The 15,169-nt window shown below is 63.7% G+C and carries 19 protein-coding genes; 7 read left to right on the forward strand and 12 right to left on the reverse strand.

From position 1 onward, the window contains the following. The first annotated feature begins 95 nt into the window (after positions 1-95). Positions 96-1,277 carry a molybdopterin-synthase adenylyltransferase MoeB gene (gene moeB, locus GAU_RS18615; protein WP_015895456.1) on the forward strand — a complete coding sequence of 394 codons (1,182 nt, stop codon included), beginning with the start codon at positions 96-98 and terminating at the stop codon, positions 1,275-1,277. A 26-nt stretch (positions 1,278-1,303) separates the two neighbouring features. Here the strand turns inward: moeB and GAU_RS18620 are convergent, their stop codons facing one another. The 3 genes from GAU_RS18620 to GAU_RS21460 form a co-directional block, all read right to left on the reverse strand. Then, positions 1,304-3,601: a xanthine dehydrogenase family protein molybdopterin-binding subunit gene (locus GAU_RS18620; RefSeq protein WP_015895457.1), complete on the reverse strand. Its 2,298-nt coding sequence runs from the start codon at positions 3,599-3,601 to the stop codon at positions 1,304-1,306. Positions 3,602-3,603: 2 nt separating this feature from the next. Then, on the reverse strand, positions 3,604-4,071 hold the full coding sequence (locus GAU_RS18625; protein WP_015895458.1) for a (2Fe-2S)-binding protein: 468 nt from the start codon (positions 4,069-4,071) through the stop codon (positions 3,604-3,606). 134 nt (positions 4,072-4,205) lie between these two features. Next, a complete protein-coding gene (locus GAU_RS21460) occupies positions 4,206-4,658 on the reverse strand; it encodes a DinB family protein (RefSeq protein ID WP_015895459.1) in 453 nt (150 codons plus the stop codon). Between the two features lie 178 nt (positions 4,659-4,836). On the opposite strand from GAU_RS21460, the gene GAU_RS18635 reads away from it, so the two are divergent. After that, on the forward strand, positions 4,837-5,562 hold the full coding sequence (locus GAU_RS18635; RefSeq protein ID WP_041265699.1) for a hypothetical protein: 726 nt from the start codon (positions 4,837-4,839) through the stop codon (positions 5,560-5,562). Here the strand turns inward: GAU_RS18635 and GAU_RS18640 are convergent. From GAU_RS18640 to GAU_RS18665, 6 genes are read right to left on the reverse strand one after another with little or no spacing between them, the layout of a single operon-like run. Then, positions 5,531-5,947, reverse strand: a complete 417-nt coding sequence (locus GAU_RS18640; protein ID WP_015895461.1) for a TfoX/Sxy family protein — start codon at positions 5,945-5,947, stop codon at positions 5,531-5,533. The genes GAU_RS18635 and GAU_RS18640 overlap by 32 nt on opposite strands. 29 nt (positions 5,948-5,976) lie before the next feature. Continuing rightward, positions 5,977-6,570 (reverse strand): YhgN family NAAT transporter, encoded by a 594-nt coding sequence (locus GAU_RS18645; RefSeq protein WP_015895462.1) that lies wholly within the window; start codon positions 6,568-6,570, stop codon positions 5,977-5,979. 7 nt (positions 6,571-6,577) lie between these two features. Then, complete coding sequence (locus tag GAU_RS18650; protein ID WP_015895463.1) at positions 6,578-6,991, reverse strand: DUF2809 domain-containing protein; 414 nt, start codon at positions 6,989-6,991, stop codon at positions 6,578-6,580. Positions 6,992-7,011: 20 nt separating this feature from the next. Beyond that, positions 7,012-7,434 carry a DoxX family protein gene (locus GAU_RS18655; RefSeq protein WP_156799134.1) on the reverse strand — a complete coding sequence of 141 codons (423 nt, stop codon included), beginning with the start codon at positions 7,432-7,434 and terminating at the stop codon, positions 7,012-7,014. A gap of 33 nt (positions 7,435-7,467) precedes the next feature. Further along, complete coding sequence (locus GAU_RS18660; protein WP_041265700.1) at positions 7,468-7,926, reverse strand: hypothetical protein; 459 nt, start codon at positions 7,924-7,926, stop codon at positions 7,468-7,470. A gap of 34 nt (positions 7,927-7,960) precedes the next feature. After that, positions 7,961-8,185 (reverse strand): hypothetical protein, encoded by a 225-nt coding sequence (locus tag GAU_RS18665; RefSeq protein WP_041265701.1) that lies wholly within the window; start codon positions 8,183-8,185, stop codon positions 7,961-7,963. Between the two features lie 123 nt (positions 8,186-8,308). Here GAU_RS18665 and GAU_RS18670 point away from each other — a divergent pair, with 123 nt between their 5' ends. Together GAU_RS18670 and GAU_RS18675 are read left to right on the forward strand one after the other, a co-directional pair. Then, positions 8,309-8,662: a zinc ribbon domain-containing protein YjdM gene (locus GAU_RS18670; RefSeq protein WP_015895467.1), complete on the forward strand. Its 354-nt coding sequence runs from the start codon at positions 8,309-8,311 to the stop codon at positions 8,660-8,662. Between the two features lie 126 nt (positions 8,663-8,788). Then, positions 8,789-11,086: a M16 family metallopeptidase gene (locus GAU_RS18675; protein WP_041265702.1), complete on the forward strand. Its 2,298-nt coding sequence runs from the start codon at positions 8,789-8,791 to the stop codon at positions 11,084-11,086. Here the strand turns inward: GAU_RS18675 and GAU_RS18680 are convergent. Both GAU_RS18680 and GAU_RS18685 read right to left on the reverse strand, forming a co-directional pair. After that, positions 11,075-11,503 (reverse strand): DinB family protein, encoded by a 429-nt coding sequence (locus tag GAU_RS18680; RefSeq protein WP_231847938.1) that lies wholly within the window; start codon positions 11,501-11,503, stop codon positions 11,075-11,077. The two genes, GAU_RS18675 and GAU_RS18680, sit on opposite strands and share 12 nt — an antisense overlap. A gap of 73 nt (positions 11,504-11,576) precedes the next feature. After that, positions 11,577-12,158: a hypothetical protein gene (locus GAU_RS18685; protein ID WP_015895470.1), complete on the reverse strand. Its 582-nt coding sequence runs from the start codon at positions 12,156-12,158 to the stop codon at positions 11,577-11,579. 102 nt (positions 12,159-12,260) lie between these two features. Between GAU_RS18685 and GAU_RS18690 the strand changes: the two genes are divergently transcribed. Both GAU_RS18690 and GAU_RS18695 read left to right on the forward strand, forming a co-directional pair. Then, positions 12,261-12,959, forward strand: coding sequence for a hypothetical protein (locus GAU_RS18690; RefSeq protein WP_156799135.1), 699 nt, complete (start codon positions 12,261-12,263; stop codon positions 12,957-12,959). Between the two features lie 59 nt (positions 12,960-13,018). Then, positions 13,019-13,501, forward strand: coding sequence for a hypothetical protein (locus GAU_RS18695; RefSeq protein ID WP_015895472.1), 483 nt, complete (start codon positions 13,019-13,021; stop codon positions 13,499-13,501). Between the two features lie 241 nt (positions 13,502-13,742). On the opposite strand, the gene GAU_RS18700 is transcribed toward GAU_RS18695, so the two are convergent. Further along, positions 13,743-13,937 carry a hypothetical protein gene (locus GAU_RS18700; RefSeq protein WP_015895473.1) on the reverse strand — a complete coding sequence of 65 codons (195 nt, stop codon included), beginning with the start codon at positions 13,935-13,937 and terminating at the stop codon, positions 13,743-13,745. A 296-nt stretch (positions 13,938-14,233) separates the two neighbouring features. On the opposite strand from GAU_RS18700, the gene GAU_RS18705 reads away from it, so the two are divergent. Beyond that, entirely contained in the window at positions 14,234-15,145 is a 912-nt protein-coding gene (locus tag GAU_RS18705; protein ID WP_015895474.1) for an ABC transporter ATP-binding protein, read from the forward strand. The last annotated feature ends 24 nt before the right edge of the window (positions 15,146-15,169 follow it).

Consider the following 15,169-nt stretch of genomic DNA (forward strand, 5'->3'; position numbering starts at 1 on the left):
AGGTGATTCGCTAAACTACTTCTTGGACTCCGTCGCCGTCCCGAATTCATCGGTCCGCGGCGGACGCCCTGCGCTTCCTCTTCTGGTGCTGTCCCGTGGATGCGAACCTCACTCAACACGCCCCTCCGGTCGCGTCGCCGGACTCAGCAGCCGGCCTGACGTCGGACGAGCGCGATCGGTATCGGCGGCAGCTCACCCTGCCGTCATTTGGCCTCGAGGGGCAGGAGCGTCTCAAAACCTCCCGCGTGCTCATTGTGGGCGCCGGTGGGCTCGGATCACCGGCGGCGTTGTACCTGGCTGCAGCGGGCGTGGGCACCATCGGACTGGTTGACCACGACGTGGTCGACATCACCAACCTGCACCGCCAGTTGCTGCACGGCACCAGCGATGTGGGACGCGACAAGCTGGCCTCGGCCCGTGATCGCCTGCGCGACATCAATCCGCTGGTGCAGGTGGTCGCACACGATAGCTGGCTCACGTCGGCCAATGCGATGGACATCATCGCGAACTACGACCTGGTCATCGACGGCGCCGACAACTTTGCCACCCGCTATCTCGTCAACGACGCCTGCGTGCTGCTGGGGAGGCCCAATGTGCACGGCTCGGTGTTTCGTTTCGACGGACAGGCGTCGGTGTTTGGCATGCCCGATGGCCCCTGTTATCGCTGCCTGTACCCGGAGCCACCGCCGCCGGAGATGGTGCCCAATTGTGCGGAAGGGGGCGTACTCGGTGTGCTGCCTGGTCTCGTGGGGACCATTCAGGCCACCGAAGCCATCAAGGTGCTGCTCGGCATCGGCACGTCACTCGCCGGTCGCCTGCTCATGATCGACGCGATGCGCATGCAGTTCCGCACGGTCATGCTGTCGCGAGACCCTGAGTGCCCGGCCTGCGGCACGCGCACCATCACCGCACTCATCGACTACGACCAGTTCTGCGGCACCCCAGGCTTGCATGCGCTGGCCGACGCGCGCGCGGAAGAGATCTCCGTGGCCACCTTGCGGGGATGGATCGACCGGAACGAGCGCATCACCGTGATCGATGTGCGTGAGCCAACGGAAACCGCTGCCGGTGTGATTGGCGGTGCACGCCTGGTGCCCATGGCGGAACTCCAAGCCGCGATGGACACCCTGCCGCGCGATCACACCCTGGTGATGGTGTGCAAGAGTGGTGTGCGCAGTGCCCGCGCCACACGTCAGCTCAAGGCAGCGGGATTCACCAAGGTGTGCTCGCTGGCCGGCGGTATGGTGCGCTGGGAGGAGCACCATACCGCCGGATAGACAGATGTGTGTGTGTGCGCTTTGAGCTATGCGCTTTGCACGGGCAGACTGCGAATGCGCGTGCGCCGCGCGGCAAATACGGCGTTGGCAAATGCTGGTGCAACCGGTGGCACACCGGGCTCACCGACACCACCAATCGGACCTTCGACATCCACCAGATGGACCCGAATGTCCTTTGGCGCACCCGCCATGCGCAGCACACGATAGTCGTTCAGGTTGGACTGCACCACACGCCCCCGCGCAAACGTGAGCTCGGAGAGCATCGCGTTCGACAGTGACATGATCACCGCGCCTTCGCACTGAGAGCGTACACGATCGGGGTGTGCGGCGTAGCCACAGTCCATGGCGATGTCCACGCGGGGCACCGAGATACTGCCGTCGGGCGCGATTTTCACCCGTACCACCGCCGCGACATACGTGAGGAACGAGCGATGCACCGCCACGCCGCGTCCTTCACCGGCCGGCAGCGCCGATCCCCACCCCGACTCCTGCGCGACCAGCTCCAGCACGCGACGATGACGCGCCGTATCATTGGGATGGTCTTCCCACTTGGCACCGTAGTTCTCCACCGGCTTCTTCGCACCGGTGGCCGTCATGTCGATGATGTGGTCTCCGCCCAGCGACTCGATGAGGAACTGCACCGGATCCTTGCCCGCTGCCTGCGCCAGTTCATCCATGAAGCAGCCCAACGCAAAGGCGTGCGGGATGTTGCTCACCGAGCGGTACCACCCGATGCGGGAATGTGGCGGTGCCTTGCACACCTCCACACGCACGTTGGGAATGGCATAAGGCATATCGAGCACACCGAGCCCCAGCTCACCTTCCGAGTGATACTCCTGGTCGGGTCCGAAGGTGGAGCCGATGGGCGGTGATGCAATGCGGTGCACCATGCCCACGATCTTGCCCTTGGCATCGAGTCCGGCTTCGAGACGCTGCATCGAAATGGTGTGCGGGAACCCATTCTGGATATCGTCTTCACGGGTCCACACCACCTTGATCGGCGCCTTCATCTCTTTCGACAGGAACGCCGCTTCAGCAATGAAATCCGGCTTCGACTTACGACCGAAGGCACCTCCCAGGAAGGTGACGTTCACGGTGACTTTCGATTTGTCGAGACCGACCATGCCCGCCACCACCCCCTGTGCCGTCTGTGGATCCTGCGTGCAGGCCCACACCTCACATTGACCATTGGCAAAGTTGGCCATGGCCGCTGGGGGTTCCATCGGCACATGCGCGAGATGTGGTGCGTAGTACTCGGCCGTCACCTTGCGCGTCGCACCTGCGATCGCCGAGGCCGCATCACCCAGGTCGCGCACCACGTTGCCCGCCGCGCGCACCGAGGCTTCGAGTTCCGTGCGATAGGCGACGGAATCGTGCGTGTCGTTGGGGCTTTCGGTCCACTCGATGATCAACTTCTTGCGCGCTTCGATGGCTGCCCACGTGCTGGTGGCAACAATTGCCACACCACCCAGCGGCATCATGCCTGATGGTACCGGCGCACTTGGTACTTCGATCACGCGCTCCACACCCTTCACCTGCATGGCGGCCGCACTGTCGACGGTTTTCACCTTCGACCCGTACACCGGCGGTCGCGCAATCACGGCAATGCGCATACCCGGCATGGAGAGATCCTGCGCGTACTTCGCCGTGCCAGTGATCATCGACTGCAGATCGAGCGACGCCATCGTCTTGCCGATGAAGCGATACTGTGCCGGCGTCTTGAGCGGCACGTCCTTCGGCACGGGCAACTTGCTGGCGCGCTTGACGAGTGAGCCATAGCTGGCCCGACGATTGGAGGCCGCATGCACCACTTCACCATTGGTGCCCTGCACATCGCCCACCGGCACTTTCCACTCGTCGGCGGCCGCTTGCTGCAACATGGCGCGCGCCGCAGCGCCTGCCTGGCGGAAGGTCATCCAGCCACCGTTGCGAATACTCGTGGACCCGTCGGTGTTCTGATCGCCGTACTTGGCATCACCGATGGCCTGCTCGATTCGCACCATCGACCAATCGGCCTCGAGTTCATCGGCCATCGCCATCGCCAGACCGGTGCGCACCCCCTGCCCCATCTCGGAGCGGTGCACGATCACGGTGACGATACCGTCTTCCCCAATGCGCAGAAACACCGAGGGCTCGAAAGTCCCTGACGCCGCCATATCGGCCACACAGCCGATGCCGGACGCCGAGATGGCCAACACCAAGCCACTGGCCGCCATGCGCGTGAGAAACTCACGACGATCGAGGCCACTTGCCGGCGTTGCTCGGGATTCTGGATCGGCCGTTCGCGGATCACGACGCAGCCAGGGCGCCTTGCTCGGGGTCATGATCAGCGCTCCGCGGCGGTAGTGGGAAGACCCGCCGCACGGCGAATCGCTTCGCGGATGCGGGGATAGGTGCCACAGCGGCAGATGATACCCGTCATCGCGTTGTCGATGTCCTGCTCGGTGGGCTGTGGTTTGGCCTTGAGCAACGCGGCCGCAGCCATGATCTGTCCCGACTGACAGTATCCGCACTGTGGCACGTTCTGTTCGGTCCAGGCACGCTGCACGGCGTGCTGCCCGTTGCCATCGAGTCCTTCGATGGTGAGCACGGTGCGTCCGTCCAGCGTGCCCATCGTGGTCACACACGATGTCACCGGTGCGCCATCCACATGCACCGTACACGCACCACAGGCCGAGACGCCGCATCCAAACTTGGTGCCGGTCAATCCGAGTTCGTCACGCAGGAACCAGAGCAGAGGCTGGTTGGGATCGCCGGTGTACTCACGGCTGGAACCGTTCACGGTCAGGCGCATGTGCAAGTATGGTGGGTCACTGTATGAGACGATAGAGGACTACCTGCTGCGCATCGTCTATGTCACGCCCTCACTCAACCGGCTGTGTCATCCCGAGTAACGTGCTCGTGAATCATGCATATCACGCGCCGTGCTCAGGAGAGCGTCCGCACATAGAAGATGTAGTCCGTCACGGCTGGTGTGCCGCCACCCTGACGGGCCAGCAACGCCAATTGTCCACGATGATAGCTGCCGTGCAGTACCACCTGCGTGAGGATATCCGACACGGTGTTGCGAAAGGCCTGCCCAGCACTGTTGCGATACTCCACGACCCGATCCAGATCGCCGTGGGCCGCCGCCGCGCGCAACCCAGCGACGCTGGCCTGTGCGAGCGCAGTGGCCTCATCGAGCGAGAGGGAAGGCCACACCGGATGTTCGGTGGGACGCCCCGCGATGCGCGTGCACCATGTGTGTGCGGCACCAGCCAGGTGTGCATACAATCGCACCGCTTCCGCATGGTGGGTGCCCTGCGGATCGAGAGATGCCATCGCCATCAGGGCCTGCTGGTCCGCCCATGCGAGATGGTCGAACAGTCTGGAGAAGTTCATCGGTGGAAGGGGTAGACGTGGATGAGGCCGCGTGATGAATATCGACCCATACCCCCATCGTGGCGACGATGGGGCCCAGGTGGTATCCTGCCGTATGCCTCAATCAGGAATTCACCGGACGCCCTGCGAGCGTCGCTCGCGCCACATCGCTGGCCGCGCCGCTGGCCGCGCAACACCCATGCGGCGAGGCGCCTTCGCGGTCCTGGCCGCAGCGCTTTTTGCCGCGCCCGTCTTGCCGGCGCTTGAAGACGACCAGAAACATGCGGCCTCGGGCACCAAGCCACGTCCCCAGCCGCAAGCGAGCCACCTCGCGGGCGCGGTGGGCCATTGGGCCGACACCACCATCGGCACGCCTGGCATCGTGGTGAACGGAGAACGCTGGTCCGGACAGACGGACCCGGGAGCGCTGCGGCGTGTGAGCACGCAGCTCTTTGGTTCGGCCAACGACAGCTTTGTGAAAAACGGCACGGCGGCCGGTGCTTTTCCGTTTGCCGTGCACACCACCACGGCATCGTTTGCAAACGGCACACTGCGTGCGCAGTTCAACATGATCGGCGGTAAATCGGACCAGGTGGCCGGTATCCTGTTTGGCCTCTCACCACAGGGTGAGTACTACGCCGCGCGCTACAACACCAAAGAAGGCAACCTCGCCATCTGGGGATTTGCCAACGGCGAACGCCGGGTGGTGGCGCGTGGCAACGTGAAAACGCAATTGCCGCTCAATACCTGGCACACGCTCCAGGTCACCGTGGCGGGTAAGACGGTGCGTGTGTCACTGGCCTCTGACAGCACGTTGTCCGTCACACATACATTCGACACCGCACCAACCGGCCGCGTTGGTGTGTGGGTCAAACGTGATGCCATCACGGCGTTCAGGGCTTTCGACGTTTTGGCGCGACCTTAGCGGTCTTGCTCGTCTTGGCAGTTTTTGCCGTCTTCGTGTTGGCCGCCTTGCTCGTCTTGGCGGCCTTCTGCGTTTTGGGCTTGGGCGCCGGCAGGGCATCGGCCGTCACCTGCAGAATCTCCTGCAACCGGTCGCGGTCCTCGAGCAACTCGTCGAGCACCCAATGGGCTTTGGCACCGGGATAGGGTGATCCCTGCGGCAACCCGGTCGCCAGTGCGGCATTCGCAGGCAGCGGCTTGAGAAACACACTGTTGTCGCAGATGAGCACGAGCACCTTGCCATCGAGGTACAACGCGTATTCTCCAAACATCTTGCGTGTCGTGAGACGCGCGCCGAGTGCGATGCGCTCCGTCACAAAGTCCACGTAGTCTTGGCTGCTGCCCATCGCTCAGGTCCGAAAGGTAGGGGAAAGGATCAGGGAATCGGTCGCAGCGATGCTCGCAGACCGTTGATGAGCATCTGCACGGACACCATGACCAACAGCATGCCCATGAGCCGCTCCATGGCAATCAGTCCGCGTTCACCGAGAATGCGAAACAGCGATGTGGAGGACAGCAGAATCACCGCGCTCAGCGCCCATGCCACGGTCATCGCCAGCATGACGGGGCCCAACGCGTTGCCCGACGCACTTTCCAGCAGCAGCAGCGTGGCCAGTGTGGACGGTCCCGCCACCAGCGGAATGGCCAGTGGCACAATGAAAGGCTCGCCCTGCAACGCATCTCCCGACGCCGCCCCGTGATCGGGGAAAATCATGCGCAAGGCGATGAGGAACAGTACGATGCCACCGGCAATGCCCACCGCTTCGGGCTCGAGCCCGAGAAACTTGAGCAACGATCGGCCAAGCAGCGCAAAGATCACCAGCACTACATAGGCAAAGCCGATCTCGCGCAACAACACCGTGCGGCGGCGGTGTGGTTCCACCGTCTTGAGGACCGACAGGAACATGGGCACGTTCCCGAGCGGATCCATCACGAGGAACAGCGTCACAACGGCGGCCATCACGTCCATGGTCATCTCACGGCAGAGCGTTCAGGGATTTCCGGTTGAAAGCTAGCACTCCCTGATCCACGATCACGGCCAGCAGCACACCAACGGCGTAACACACCAGATCCGACCACAGAAACCCCTGGCCGAGTGCCAGGGCGCCGGCCGTTGTCGCGCGCAGACCGTCGAGCCACGGTGCATGCCAGAGCTGAGAGCACTCCACACCCCACGACAGGGCCAGTGCACAACCCGCCAGCACAACAGGTCTGGCGGTCGGGAGGAACCATGCAAGACCCCAATACACCATCATCGCCCACAGTGTATCGCCGGCGTATCGAGCCATCCAAGCCGGCTGCCACTCCGGGAATCGTCGGGAGGCCAGGCCTGCCATGACGGTGAGCACCACCAACGCCGCCACGATCGCACGCGCGCGTCGATGGCGCACCGGATGAGCGACGGAGTCGGTCAGCGCTCGCTCCCGACCGTCGCCAACGAGGATGCGGGCCTGGTGGTTGATGCCACCAACAGAAAACACACCAGCAACAGCACGCTGTATTCAGCACCGCCCACCTGATGTCCCACCGTGAACCAGCCGCGGGGTGCATGCACCAACACGATGCCCATCACGTGTTGAAACGCAAACACCGCACAGAGCGCACGCACCAGAAAGCCAGCGGCCAGCACAAACCCACCGAGTATTTCCGTCGTCGTGATGCCCCACGCCAACATGAGACCAAACGGGAATCCCGTCTGGGTGAGAAACCCACCGAAGTCATCGACCGTACCCACCGCGGCGCGCGTGATACCGTGGGCTGCCATGTAGAGCCCCAGCAACACGCGCAACACACGCAACCACTGAACCGTCTGCAGAAAGGGAAATGTGCGCATGCCGTCAGGCGTCAGGATGAGGGGGGCGGTGACCTATCTCGACCAGTGCCGCGCCGAATCGGACGTCGCGTGCTGCATGCGCGTGAAGGGGAATCCGTTGCAACCCGTGCGTGGGGCCTGACGATCAGCGGGCGGTGTGTTGCGCGCATCCTGTTCCGTAGCCGCCCGATACGCGGTGAGGCAGAACCCCCAGGTGTACGGCGCCATGTTGTCGAATGGCATCCAGTCGATGCGCGTCCACAATGCTTTATCGGCCACGTTGTTCGTGTCATTGCGGGCGATGAGATATCGCTCCACCGGATGCCACGACACGATGTGATACTTCGCTCGCGGCAGATGCTCGAACAGGGTGGCCGACACACGATAGCTGCTGCCATAGTCGTCCCGAAACGCGCCCAGCAGTTCGGCGGGCGCCGCCGGCAACGCCACGCTCGGCGCGGGACGCTGCGCCGCGGGACGCTGCGCCGCAGCGACCACAGGCCCTGCGCCCATGACGAATGCAACAGCGACATGGCGCACGAAGGTCCTACGCCGTCTCATTGGCATAACTCTCCAGATAGCCACAGCGCGGACACCGGAACGTGCGCACCGGGAGCTTTTCGCGTCCCTTGGTTTTGATCCCCACCCATATGCTGCGTTCCACTTCGCCCTGCACCCATTCCTGCTCCTGCGAGGCGTTGGCGTGCCCACGATCGAGCAGAAATCCCTGCTCCATGGCGCTCTGACAACGAAGACATGCGGGGGCGCGCATCAAACCTCTCCTGCTGGTGCGATTGAGAACAGGCACTCCAGTGGTGTGCCGGTGGACAGTACCTTGCATCGATCAACATCACGAACCGCGGGACAGCCCCGCACTGCCTTCAAGAGAGATCCTGTGAGCGAGTTTCCCGCCTGCCCCAAATGTGCATCGGAGTTCAGCTATTCGGACGGCTTCCAGTTCGTCTGCCCCTCCTGTGCGCATGAATGGCCGTTGTCGTCCACCGCTGGCGACACCGCCGCAGTGGGCGAAACCAAGGTCTGGCGTGATGCCAATGGGAATCAGCTCATCGACGGTGATACCGTCACGGTGATCAAGGATCTCAAGATCAAGGGCACCTCCAGCGTCGTGAAGGTGGGGACCAAGGTGAAGAACATCCGCCTCGTGGACGGTGACCACGATATCGACTGCAAGATCGACGGCGTGGGCGCCATGAAACTCAAGTCGGAGTTCGTGAAAAAGTCGGGCTGACCAGGCTCGGCACCATCGTGGTGCCGCCCGATTCAATCCCTCCAGCCCCCTGGAGCATCCAAGACCGTGAACGGCGCCGGTTCTGCCCCTCGTCCGGGGCCATCGACCGCCCATCACAGGATGGCTATGACGCATCGGATTGGCATTGGAGCGTGGTGCTGGGGACTGCTGATCACTGTGGGACTTGGGGTCTGCACCCCTCTCAGCGCGCAGACACCGCGATTTCTCGATCACATCGTGAGCTACCGCCTGGCCAACGGGCTCCGTGTGGTACTGGCGCCCGATTCTTCGGCCCGGCATGCGAGCGTGGAGCTCTGGCTGGCCTCCGGCACCATCCACGATCCTCGTGGACAACGGGGTACGGCCCACCTGCTCGAACACGTGTCCGCGGCGCTGGCGGCTCCGGTGGATACCATCGGCCGGCGACAGGCGCAGCCGCTCTACGCCAACTCCAATGCCCAGGTACGCCGCGATCATGCGCGGTACTTCCTGCTCGTCGATCCATCGGCCCTCGATGCCGCGCTGGCCACACATGCTGCGCGTCTCGCACTCGACCGTAGCACCATCACGGACTCCATCGTACGCCAGCACGCTGATATCGTGGTCAATGAAGGACGCGGGGAGGGTACGCCGATCACCGAAGGCGTGCAGCCCTATTGGCGTCTGCAGACCGGCACCTATGGTGACACCCATCCGTATGGACTGATCGGGGAGAGCGAGACATCTGTCCGCTCCATCACGGCCGCCGATCTGCGTGCGTTTGCCGAGTCGCACGCGGCCGTGGGTGATGCTCTGCTGCTCGTTGTCGGCGCCTTCGATGTGCCTGCGGCGCGCGCACGTATTGCCGCGCGGTTCGGCGCGCTGCCGGCGCGAGCCGGTATGTCCGCTCGGCGTTGGCGTGAACTGCCACCGGCGCAGTCGCTCCGCCGCGATATGCAGCGTGCCACATCGGGACCATCGCGCATCACCCGTCGCTTTGCCTTGCCGCCACTGGGTGATCCTGCGCTCGAGCACGCCGAGGTGGCGTTGCGCATGGCGGCGGCGCGCTGGCACCAACATGGCGCCACGTTCCGTCAGGCGCCCCGTGTGTCCATTGAACCCGGCATGCTGGCCAGCGACCTCACCATCGACGCCGAAGTGACCCATGCCGAACGCGTTGACGGCAGCGTCATCATGGCCAGCAGCCGCGCGCTCGACAGTGCATTGGCAGCGGTAGCCCGCGGCGACACCGCAGCACTGACCGACGCCCGTGCCGATGCCACGGCGGCCCTGCTCACACTGCACGACGCATTGGGGTTCCAACGCTCACGCACCGAACAACTGGGCGAAGCGACGTTTTTCACGGGTGACCCCAACGTGGCGCGCGTGCGTCTACGGCGGCTTCAGCGCGTCACCCGCACCGAGGCCATGCGCGCGGCGGCTGATTGGTTGGTGGGACGTGGGTACGAACTCGCGCTCGTAGCGACATCGGAGAGCCGGCCACCAGAGGGCACACTGCCGACCAATGCGCCGATGGTGTTTGGCACATCGGGCGCGCGCACCATTGCCGAAACACACGATACGACGGTGCACGACGTGCGATTCATCGTCACGCCGCTCCACACCTTGCCGGTGGTGCGCATTTCCGTCGTCAGTGACAGCGCCCCGGTGGCAACCCGTCAACGGGCCACCGGCAGTATCGCACAACTCTGGACATGGCTGGCTGGTCTGCGCCCGCAATCCGGGGCCACGGTGTACGTGGAGGGCGACATTACGCCAAGTTCTGCGGTCAATGCCCTGTCGCGCGCCACGCACGGTTGGCTACGCACGACAAAGACCGGCGGCCTTCCGGCTGTCGCCGTCGCGCCGCTCACGCCAGGCGTGCGTAACATCCCGGCACCGGGACGTGTGCAGACGCAGTTGCGCATCGAACTGCGCATTCCTTCGGCCACACCAGCCGATGAAATCGCGCTGCGGGTGCTGCGCAAACGACTCACGGCGGCGCTCAACACCCGCCTGCGCACCGAACGGCGATGGAGTTATGGCGCCAACAGCACAGTGGCTGTGGAAGGCGACTCGTCTCGTCTCACGATGCTGGCGGAAGTACAATCCGATCGGGTGCGGGAAAGCCTGCAGGAAGCGGAGGCCGTGGTGCGCGCCTTTGCTGATGGCACGCTGCGCTTGCCGGATCACCAGGTGTTGGCCGAAGAGATACGACAGGAGCTCCTGCTCGATCACGCCACGCTGGCAAGCATCGAAGGGTCCTTGCGCGCCGACCTCGCAGCAGGCCGTACAGTGCACTGGCGGTCCTTGTTGCTGGCGCGTGTCGCGACCACAAACGCGGAAGACGTGGCGCGTGCGCGTCGTCTCGCCGACTGGTCGCGTATGACCATCACGCTGACCGGTGATCCGCAGACCCTGCCTCAGGCGCCGTCAGGTCGATAGCGCTCGCCACAGCATGGCCATCTGTCCGCCGTGATATGCCGCGTGTTCGACGACACCGTCCAGCATCACGGCAGTGGTGTAGTCTTGCCCGTCCACGGTTTTTGCGAAGCGTTCTTCGGGCAGTGATTCCACACGGGCGGCCAGTGTTTCGTACGCGGCAAACAGACGTGTCTTCGCACGTGCCCATGCCTGTGCGGTCGCAGCAGCGGGAACTGGCGGCCAGTCCACGTCTGGCGCGGGGTACCCCTGTGTATCGCCATCGAGTCGCTGGGCGACGATGTCGGCCCACGCGGTCATGTGGAGGACCAGCTCCCACACACTGTGCGCGCCTGCGATGGGATGCTGTCTGGCCTGCGTAGCCGTGAAATGCGGCAACAATTCTGCGATGGCTGATCCATGCCACATTTCGCCAGTCATGGACAGCCGCAAACGCTGCGCAATGTGTGGGCCGATCTGGAAGGCCATAGCTATTGGTGGACGGATCGTGGAGTCAATGCGTATATCGCGGCTCCGGTGTGTGCCCATGCGAAGACACAGAGGAAGACACAGCCGAAGACACAGGTGCATGCCCGTACGAAAACGGCATCGGCTGGCCGTCAGGTAGAGCTGCAGAGGTTGCAGAATGTAGATCCGGCATCGTGTCTTCGTCGGCACTCGCGCGTGCCTGGCGTGCGACCAGCAGCGTGGCCACGGCCGCGCACGCACCCAGGGTCACGAGCAGGACGAAGTTGCCGATGGCTGCGGAGACATCCCACGCCCGGTAGCCGGCCATGACCAGGCAGAAGAGGTAGTACAACAAGCCGGCCACGCCGCCCATGGAAGCCACCAGCGGCACCGACAGTGAGGCAAACGACTGTCGCCGCGCCACCAAAGCGAGCGCCCCCGAGAAGGCCACGCCAAGAATGAAGGACACCACGGAAACCCGTACGGTGACCTGCCCGATCTCGAACACGGTCAGCTCACCGACAGCCCAGCCGAGCAAGGCGGCCGCACCGGCCAATCCGCCGAGACCACCGGCGAAGGTGAGTCCGGTTCCGATCATTCCTCGGGCAATCCGCATCCAGCGTGGCATGGCATCTCCAACGACGTGAGGCTTGTGGCATGGTGTCGATCCACTGTACTTTGCATTGCAAAGTACTGTGCAGTCAAGACGTCTGACCTACCGGAGGGTCACATGGGGCGGTCTCAGGGGAGGTTCCTGCAGCGGGTGCGCGGCGCGCTGGGCATGGGGTTCACGTGGGCCTTTGGCTGGGCTGCAGCCGGGATTCTCATCGGGGTCGCCAGCATTGTGGCCCCCGGTCGCATGTGGGATGCCTTCTTCCGGGTGTTCGATGCCCCATTGCCGGCGCTCGCCGTTCCGGGCTTCATCGGTGGGGCCATCTTTTCCGTGGTACTGTCGGTGGTCGCGCGCCGACGCGCGTTCGGGCAGTTGTCGCTGGTGCGTTTCACCGCGTGGGGCGCAGTGGGGGGCGTGCTGCTCTTTCTCGTGCCCTACGCGATGGCCACACTGGGTCTCGCCACGCCGGCAGAAAATGGGCCGGGCTTCTGGCGCCTCGCGGCGGTGATCGGCATCCCATTCACGATGCTCAGCGCCATCTCGGCCTGCGTGACCCTGCTCGTCGCACGCCGTTCGTCCGCACGGTTCGCAGTTGACGATGTCGCCGGCGATATCGTCGGCAATGCTGGTGACGATGTTGGTGTTGCCGAGGTATGGATCAACAACCGCCCGACAAACGCGCTGCGCGACGAACGCGTGATCCGAGCGCTCCACGAAGCCGCACAACGTGCAGCGAATGGCGCTCTGCCACATTCCGGTCGAGAGAATGTGCTCGCTGCACGGCACGTGGAGACCGCTGCCGTGCGGCGGGACTAACTTGCCTGGACGGTTCGTCTCGCCGTTTCCTGCTGCTCGATCACGAGAACCCGTTTCCGATGAAGCGTTCCCGCACGTTGCTCGCCGCGCTGCTGATGGCGCCGCTCGCCGCCGCCTGTTTCGCCGATCCACTGGCTCCCGAGCTCATCATCGACCCAGTGCATCCGGTGCGCCTGTCGGCGGTGAGCGCCAATGGTCACGCGCTTCCCGCTTCCGTGCCGCTCAGCACCACGGGATCTCAGGGGCATGTGTTCACGTCGGCGCAGCTCGTGATCATGGCACCGGATTCGCTACAGGTCGTCATCGCCACACGACCCGCGAGCTACATGGGCGCTGCGCTGTGGCTCGACACACTGCGGGCACACGTGCGACCCGACGGCGATTCGATCATCGTGACCCCCATGGGATCGCACCGGTTCGCCTTCAACCAGCGAGGCAGCTTCGGAGCCGACGGCTCGCTCCTCCTTACCCTGCGCGACCTGACGTTGTCGAGCGATGGCAGCACCATCAGCACGCCCGTTACGCTGCTGTTTGCGCGCTGAGCAGCAGGCTCTTCGTATACCTGTCGTTTTCGAGCCCCGTTTCGTCGCTGTTCCCCTTCTCTCCCTTCGCATCCTGCCGTTTTCGCGCGCAGCGCCGGCAGGTATCCTTTCCGTTCCGCAGTGCTTTCGAACGACAGTAAGGGATCCAAGGGTTACAACAGGCGCTGCGCGCGAAAACGGCAGGACACGAAGGGAACGAAGGGCAAGACCAGTTTTGATGCAGACCTGACTTTGTCCTGATTCAAGGTACGGGAGTGGGCCGCGGCAGTTGTGTGACGTGTTTGCGGAAATTGAGTACGGTGCCGGAAAATGCGTCGGTCACCACAAACACAATGGGCAGGCTAGGCTCGGCATCGTCCACGATGCGCGCCTGAAAGCCGCGCGATTGGAGAAACTGCGCCGCGTCGCGGGCCGCACCCAGCGGATGGGCTGCCACCAACCGATGCTCGCGCCGGGATGACCAAGCTTGTCCAACACGGTCGCGTCAGAGGTGTTGATGATCGTGCCATCCCACATGATTGAGCGCAGCACCCCGTCCGTATCGAAATGGAAGCGCGCCCGCGCAACAAGGCCATGAGCCATGCACCCATCCCCACCAGCAGGATGGCGGTATTGCTCCGGCATTGCTCCCGAATTGCTTCGGCTTCTGGTCTCAGGTGAAACTCTTGACCAATGATGCCCCGTACTGTCTACTTTGTACTGCAAAGTGCTTTCACGACCGACCAGTCCGCCATGCATCCCCCCGTTGAACTCCAGATCCGCCACGTCTCCAAGACCTACGCCAATGGCGTTCAGGCCCTCAAAGACGTCTCGCTCACCATTCCCGCCGGCATGTATGGCCTGCTCGGCGCCAATGGGGCGGGCAAGTCCACCCTCATGCGCATCCTCGCCACGCTTCAGGACCCCGACGCGGGGTCCATCATGCTCGGTGATATCGATGTGGTGGCGCAGAAGGACAAAACCCGTCGCACACTCGGCTATCTGCCGCAGGAATTCGGCGTGTACCCCAAAGCCAGCGCCGAAGACCTGCTCGAACACTTTGCACTGCTCAAGGGCGTGGCATCACGCACCGAACGACGCGCGCTGGTGGAAGTGTTGTTGCGGCAAGTCAACCTGTGGGATGTGCGCAAACAGCGACTGGGCGGCTATTCCGGCGGCATGCGGCAGCGGTTCGGCGTGGCGGTCGCCCTGCTCGGCAATCCGAAGCTCATGATCGTGGACGAGCCCACGGCCGGTCTCGATCCCGCTGAACGGGTGCGCTTCCTCAACCTGTTGTCGGAGCTTGGTGAGAACAGTGTGGTGCTGCTCTCCACACACATCGTCGAAGATGTGAGCGAGCTGTGCACGCGCATGGCCATCATCGACCGTGGTGAAATCCTGCTGGAGGCCGAACCGCTGCGTGCGGTGTCGGAACTGCGCGGACGCATCTGGCGACGTGTGGTGGCGCGCAGCGAACTCGCCACCATCGAGCAGCAGTATCAGGTGATCTCCACAAAGCTGCTGGCCGGTCGCACCGTGGTACACGTATTCCATCCCGACACCCCCGGGACCGGGTTCGAACCCGCGGAGCCCGATCTCGAAGATGTGTACTTCAGCACCATGGCCGGACATATCGGCCGACGCGCGAACATGGTGACGGTGTGAGCGGCACATCAGCTCTTTCAATGG

This window comes from Gemmatimonas aurantiaca T-27 (genome assembly GCF_000010305.1).
GTDB classification, from domain to species: Bacteria; Gemmatimonadota; Gemmatimonadetes; order Gemmatimonadales; family Gemmatimonadaceae; genus Gemmatimonas; species Gemmatimonas aurantiaca.

Bases quoted from the DNA above. Each gene is read 5' to 3' on its own strand.
- GAU_RS18680 (WP_231847938.1), bottom strand. From the start codon at position 11,503: ATGACTGGCGAAATGTGGCATGGATCAGCCATCGCAGAATTGTTGCCG.
- GAU_RS18645 (WP_015895462.1), bottom strand. From the start codon at position 6,570: ATGGACGTGATGGCCGCCGTTGTGACGCTGTTCCTCGTGATGGATCCG.
- GAU_RS18675 (WP_041265702.1), top strand. From the start codon at position 8,789: ATGACGCATCGGATTGGCATTGGAGCGTGGTGCTGGGGACTGCTGATC.
- GAU_RS18655 (WP_156799134.1), bottom strand. From the start codon at position 7,434: ATGCGCACATTTCCCTTTCTGCAGACGGTTCAGTGGTTGCGTGTGTTG.
- GAU_RS18665 (WP_041265701.1), bottom strand. From the start codon at position 8,185: ATGCGCGCCCCCGCATGTCTTCGTTGTCAGAGCGCCATGGAGCAGGGA.
- GAU_RS18635 (WP_041265699.1), top strand. From the start codon at position 4,837: ATGCGGCGAGGCGCCTTCGCGGTCCTGGCCGCAGCGCTTTTTGCCGCG.
- GAU_RS18705 (WP_015895474.1), top strand. From the start codon at position 14,234: ATGCATCCCCCCGTTGAACTCCAGATCCGCCACGTCTCCAAGACCTAC.
- GAU_RS18640 (WP_015895461.1), bottom strand. From the start codon at position 5,947: ATGGGCAGCAGCCAAGACTACGTGGACTTTGTGACGGAGCGCATCGCA.
- GAU_RS18685 (WP_015895470.1), bottom strand. From the start codon at position 12,158: ATGCCACGCTGGATGCGGATTGCCCGAGGAATGATCGGAACCGGACTC.
- GAU_RS18620 (WP_015895457.1), bottom strand. From the start codon at position 3,601: ATGACCCCGAGCAAGGCGCCCTGGCTGCGTCGTGATCCGCGAACGGCC.
- GAU_RS18660 (WP_041265700.1), bottom strand. From the start codon at position 7,926: ATGGGCGCAGGGCCTGTGGTCGCTGCGGCGCAGCGTCCCGCGGCGCAG.
- GAU_RS21460 (WP_015895459.1), bottom strand. From the start codon at position 4,658: ATGAACTTCTCCAGACTGTTCGACCATCTCGCATGGGCGGACCAGCAG.
- GAU_RS18695 (WP_015895472.1), top strand. From the start codon at position 13,019: ATGAAGCGTTCCCGCACGTTGCTCGCCGCGCTGCTGATGGCGCCGCTC.
- GAU_RS18625 (WP_015895458.1), bottom strand. From the start codon at position 4,071: ATGCGCCTGACCGTGAACGGTTCCAGCCGTGAGTACACCGGCGATCCC.
- GAU_RS18690 (WP_156799135.1), top strand. From the start codon at position 12,261: ATGGGGCGGTCTCAGGGGAGGTTCCTGCAGCGGGTGCGCGGCGCGCTG.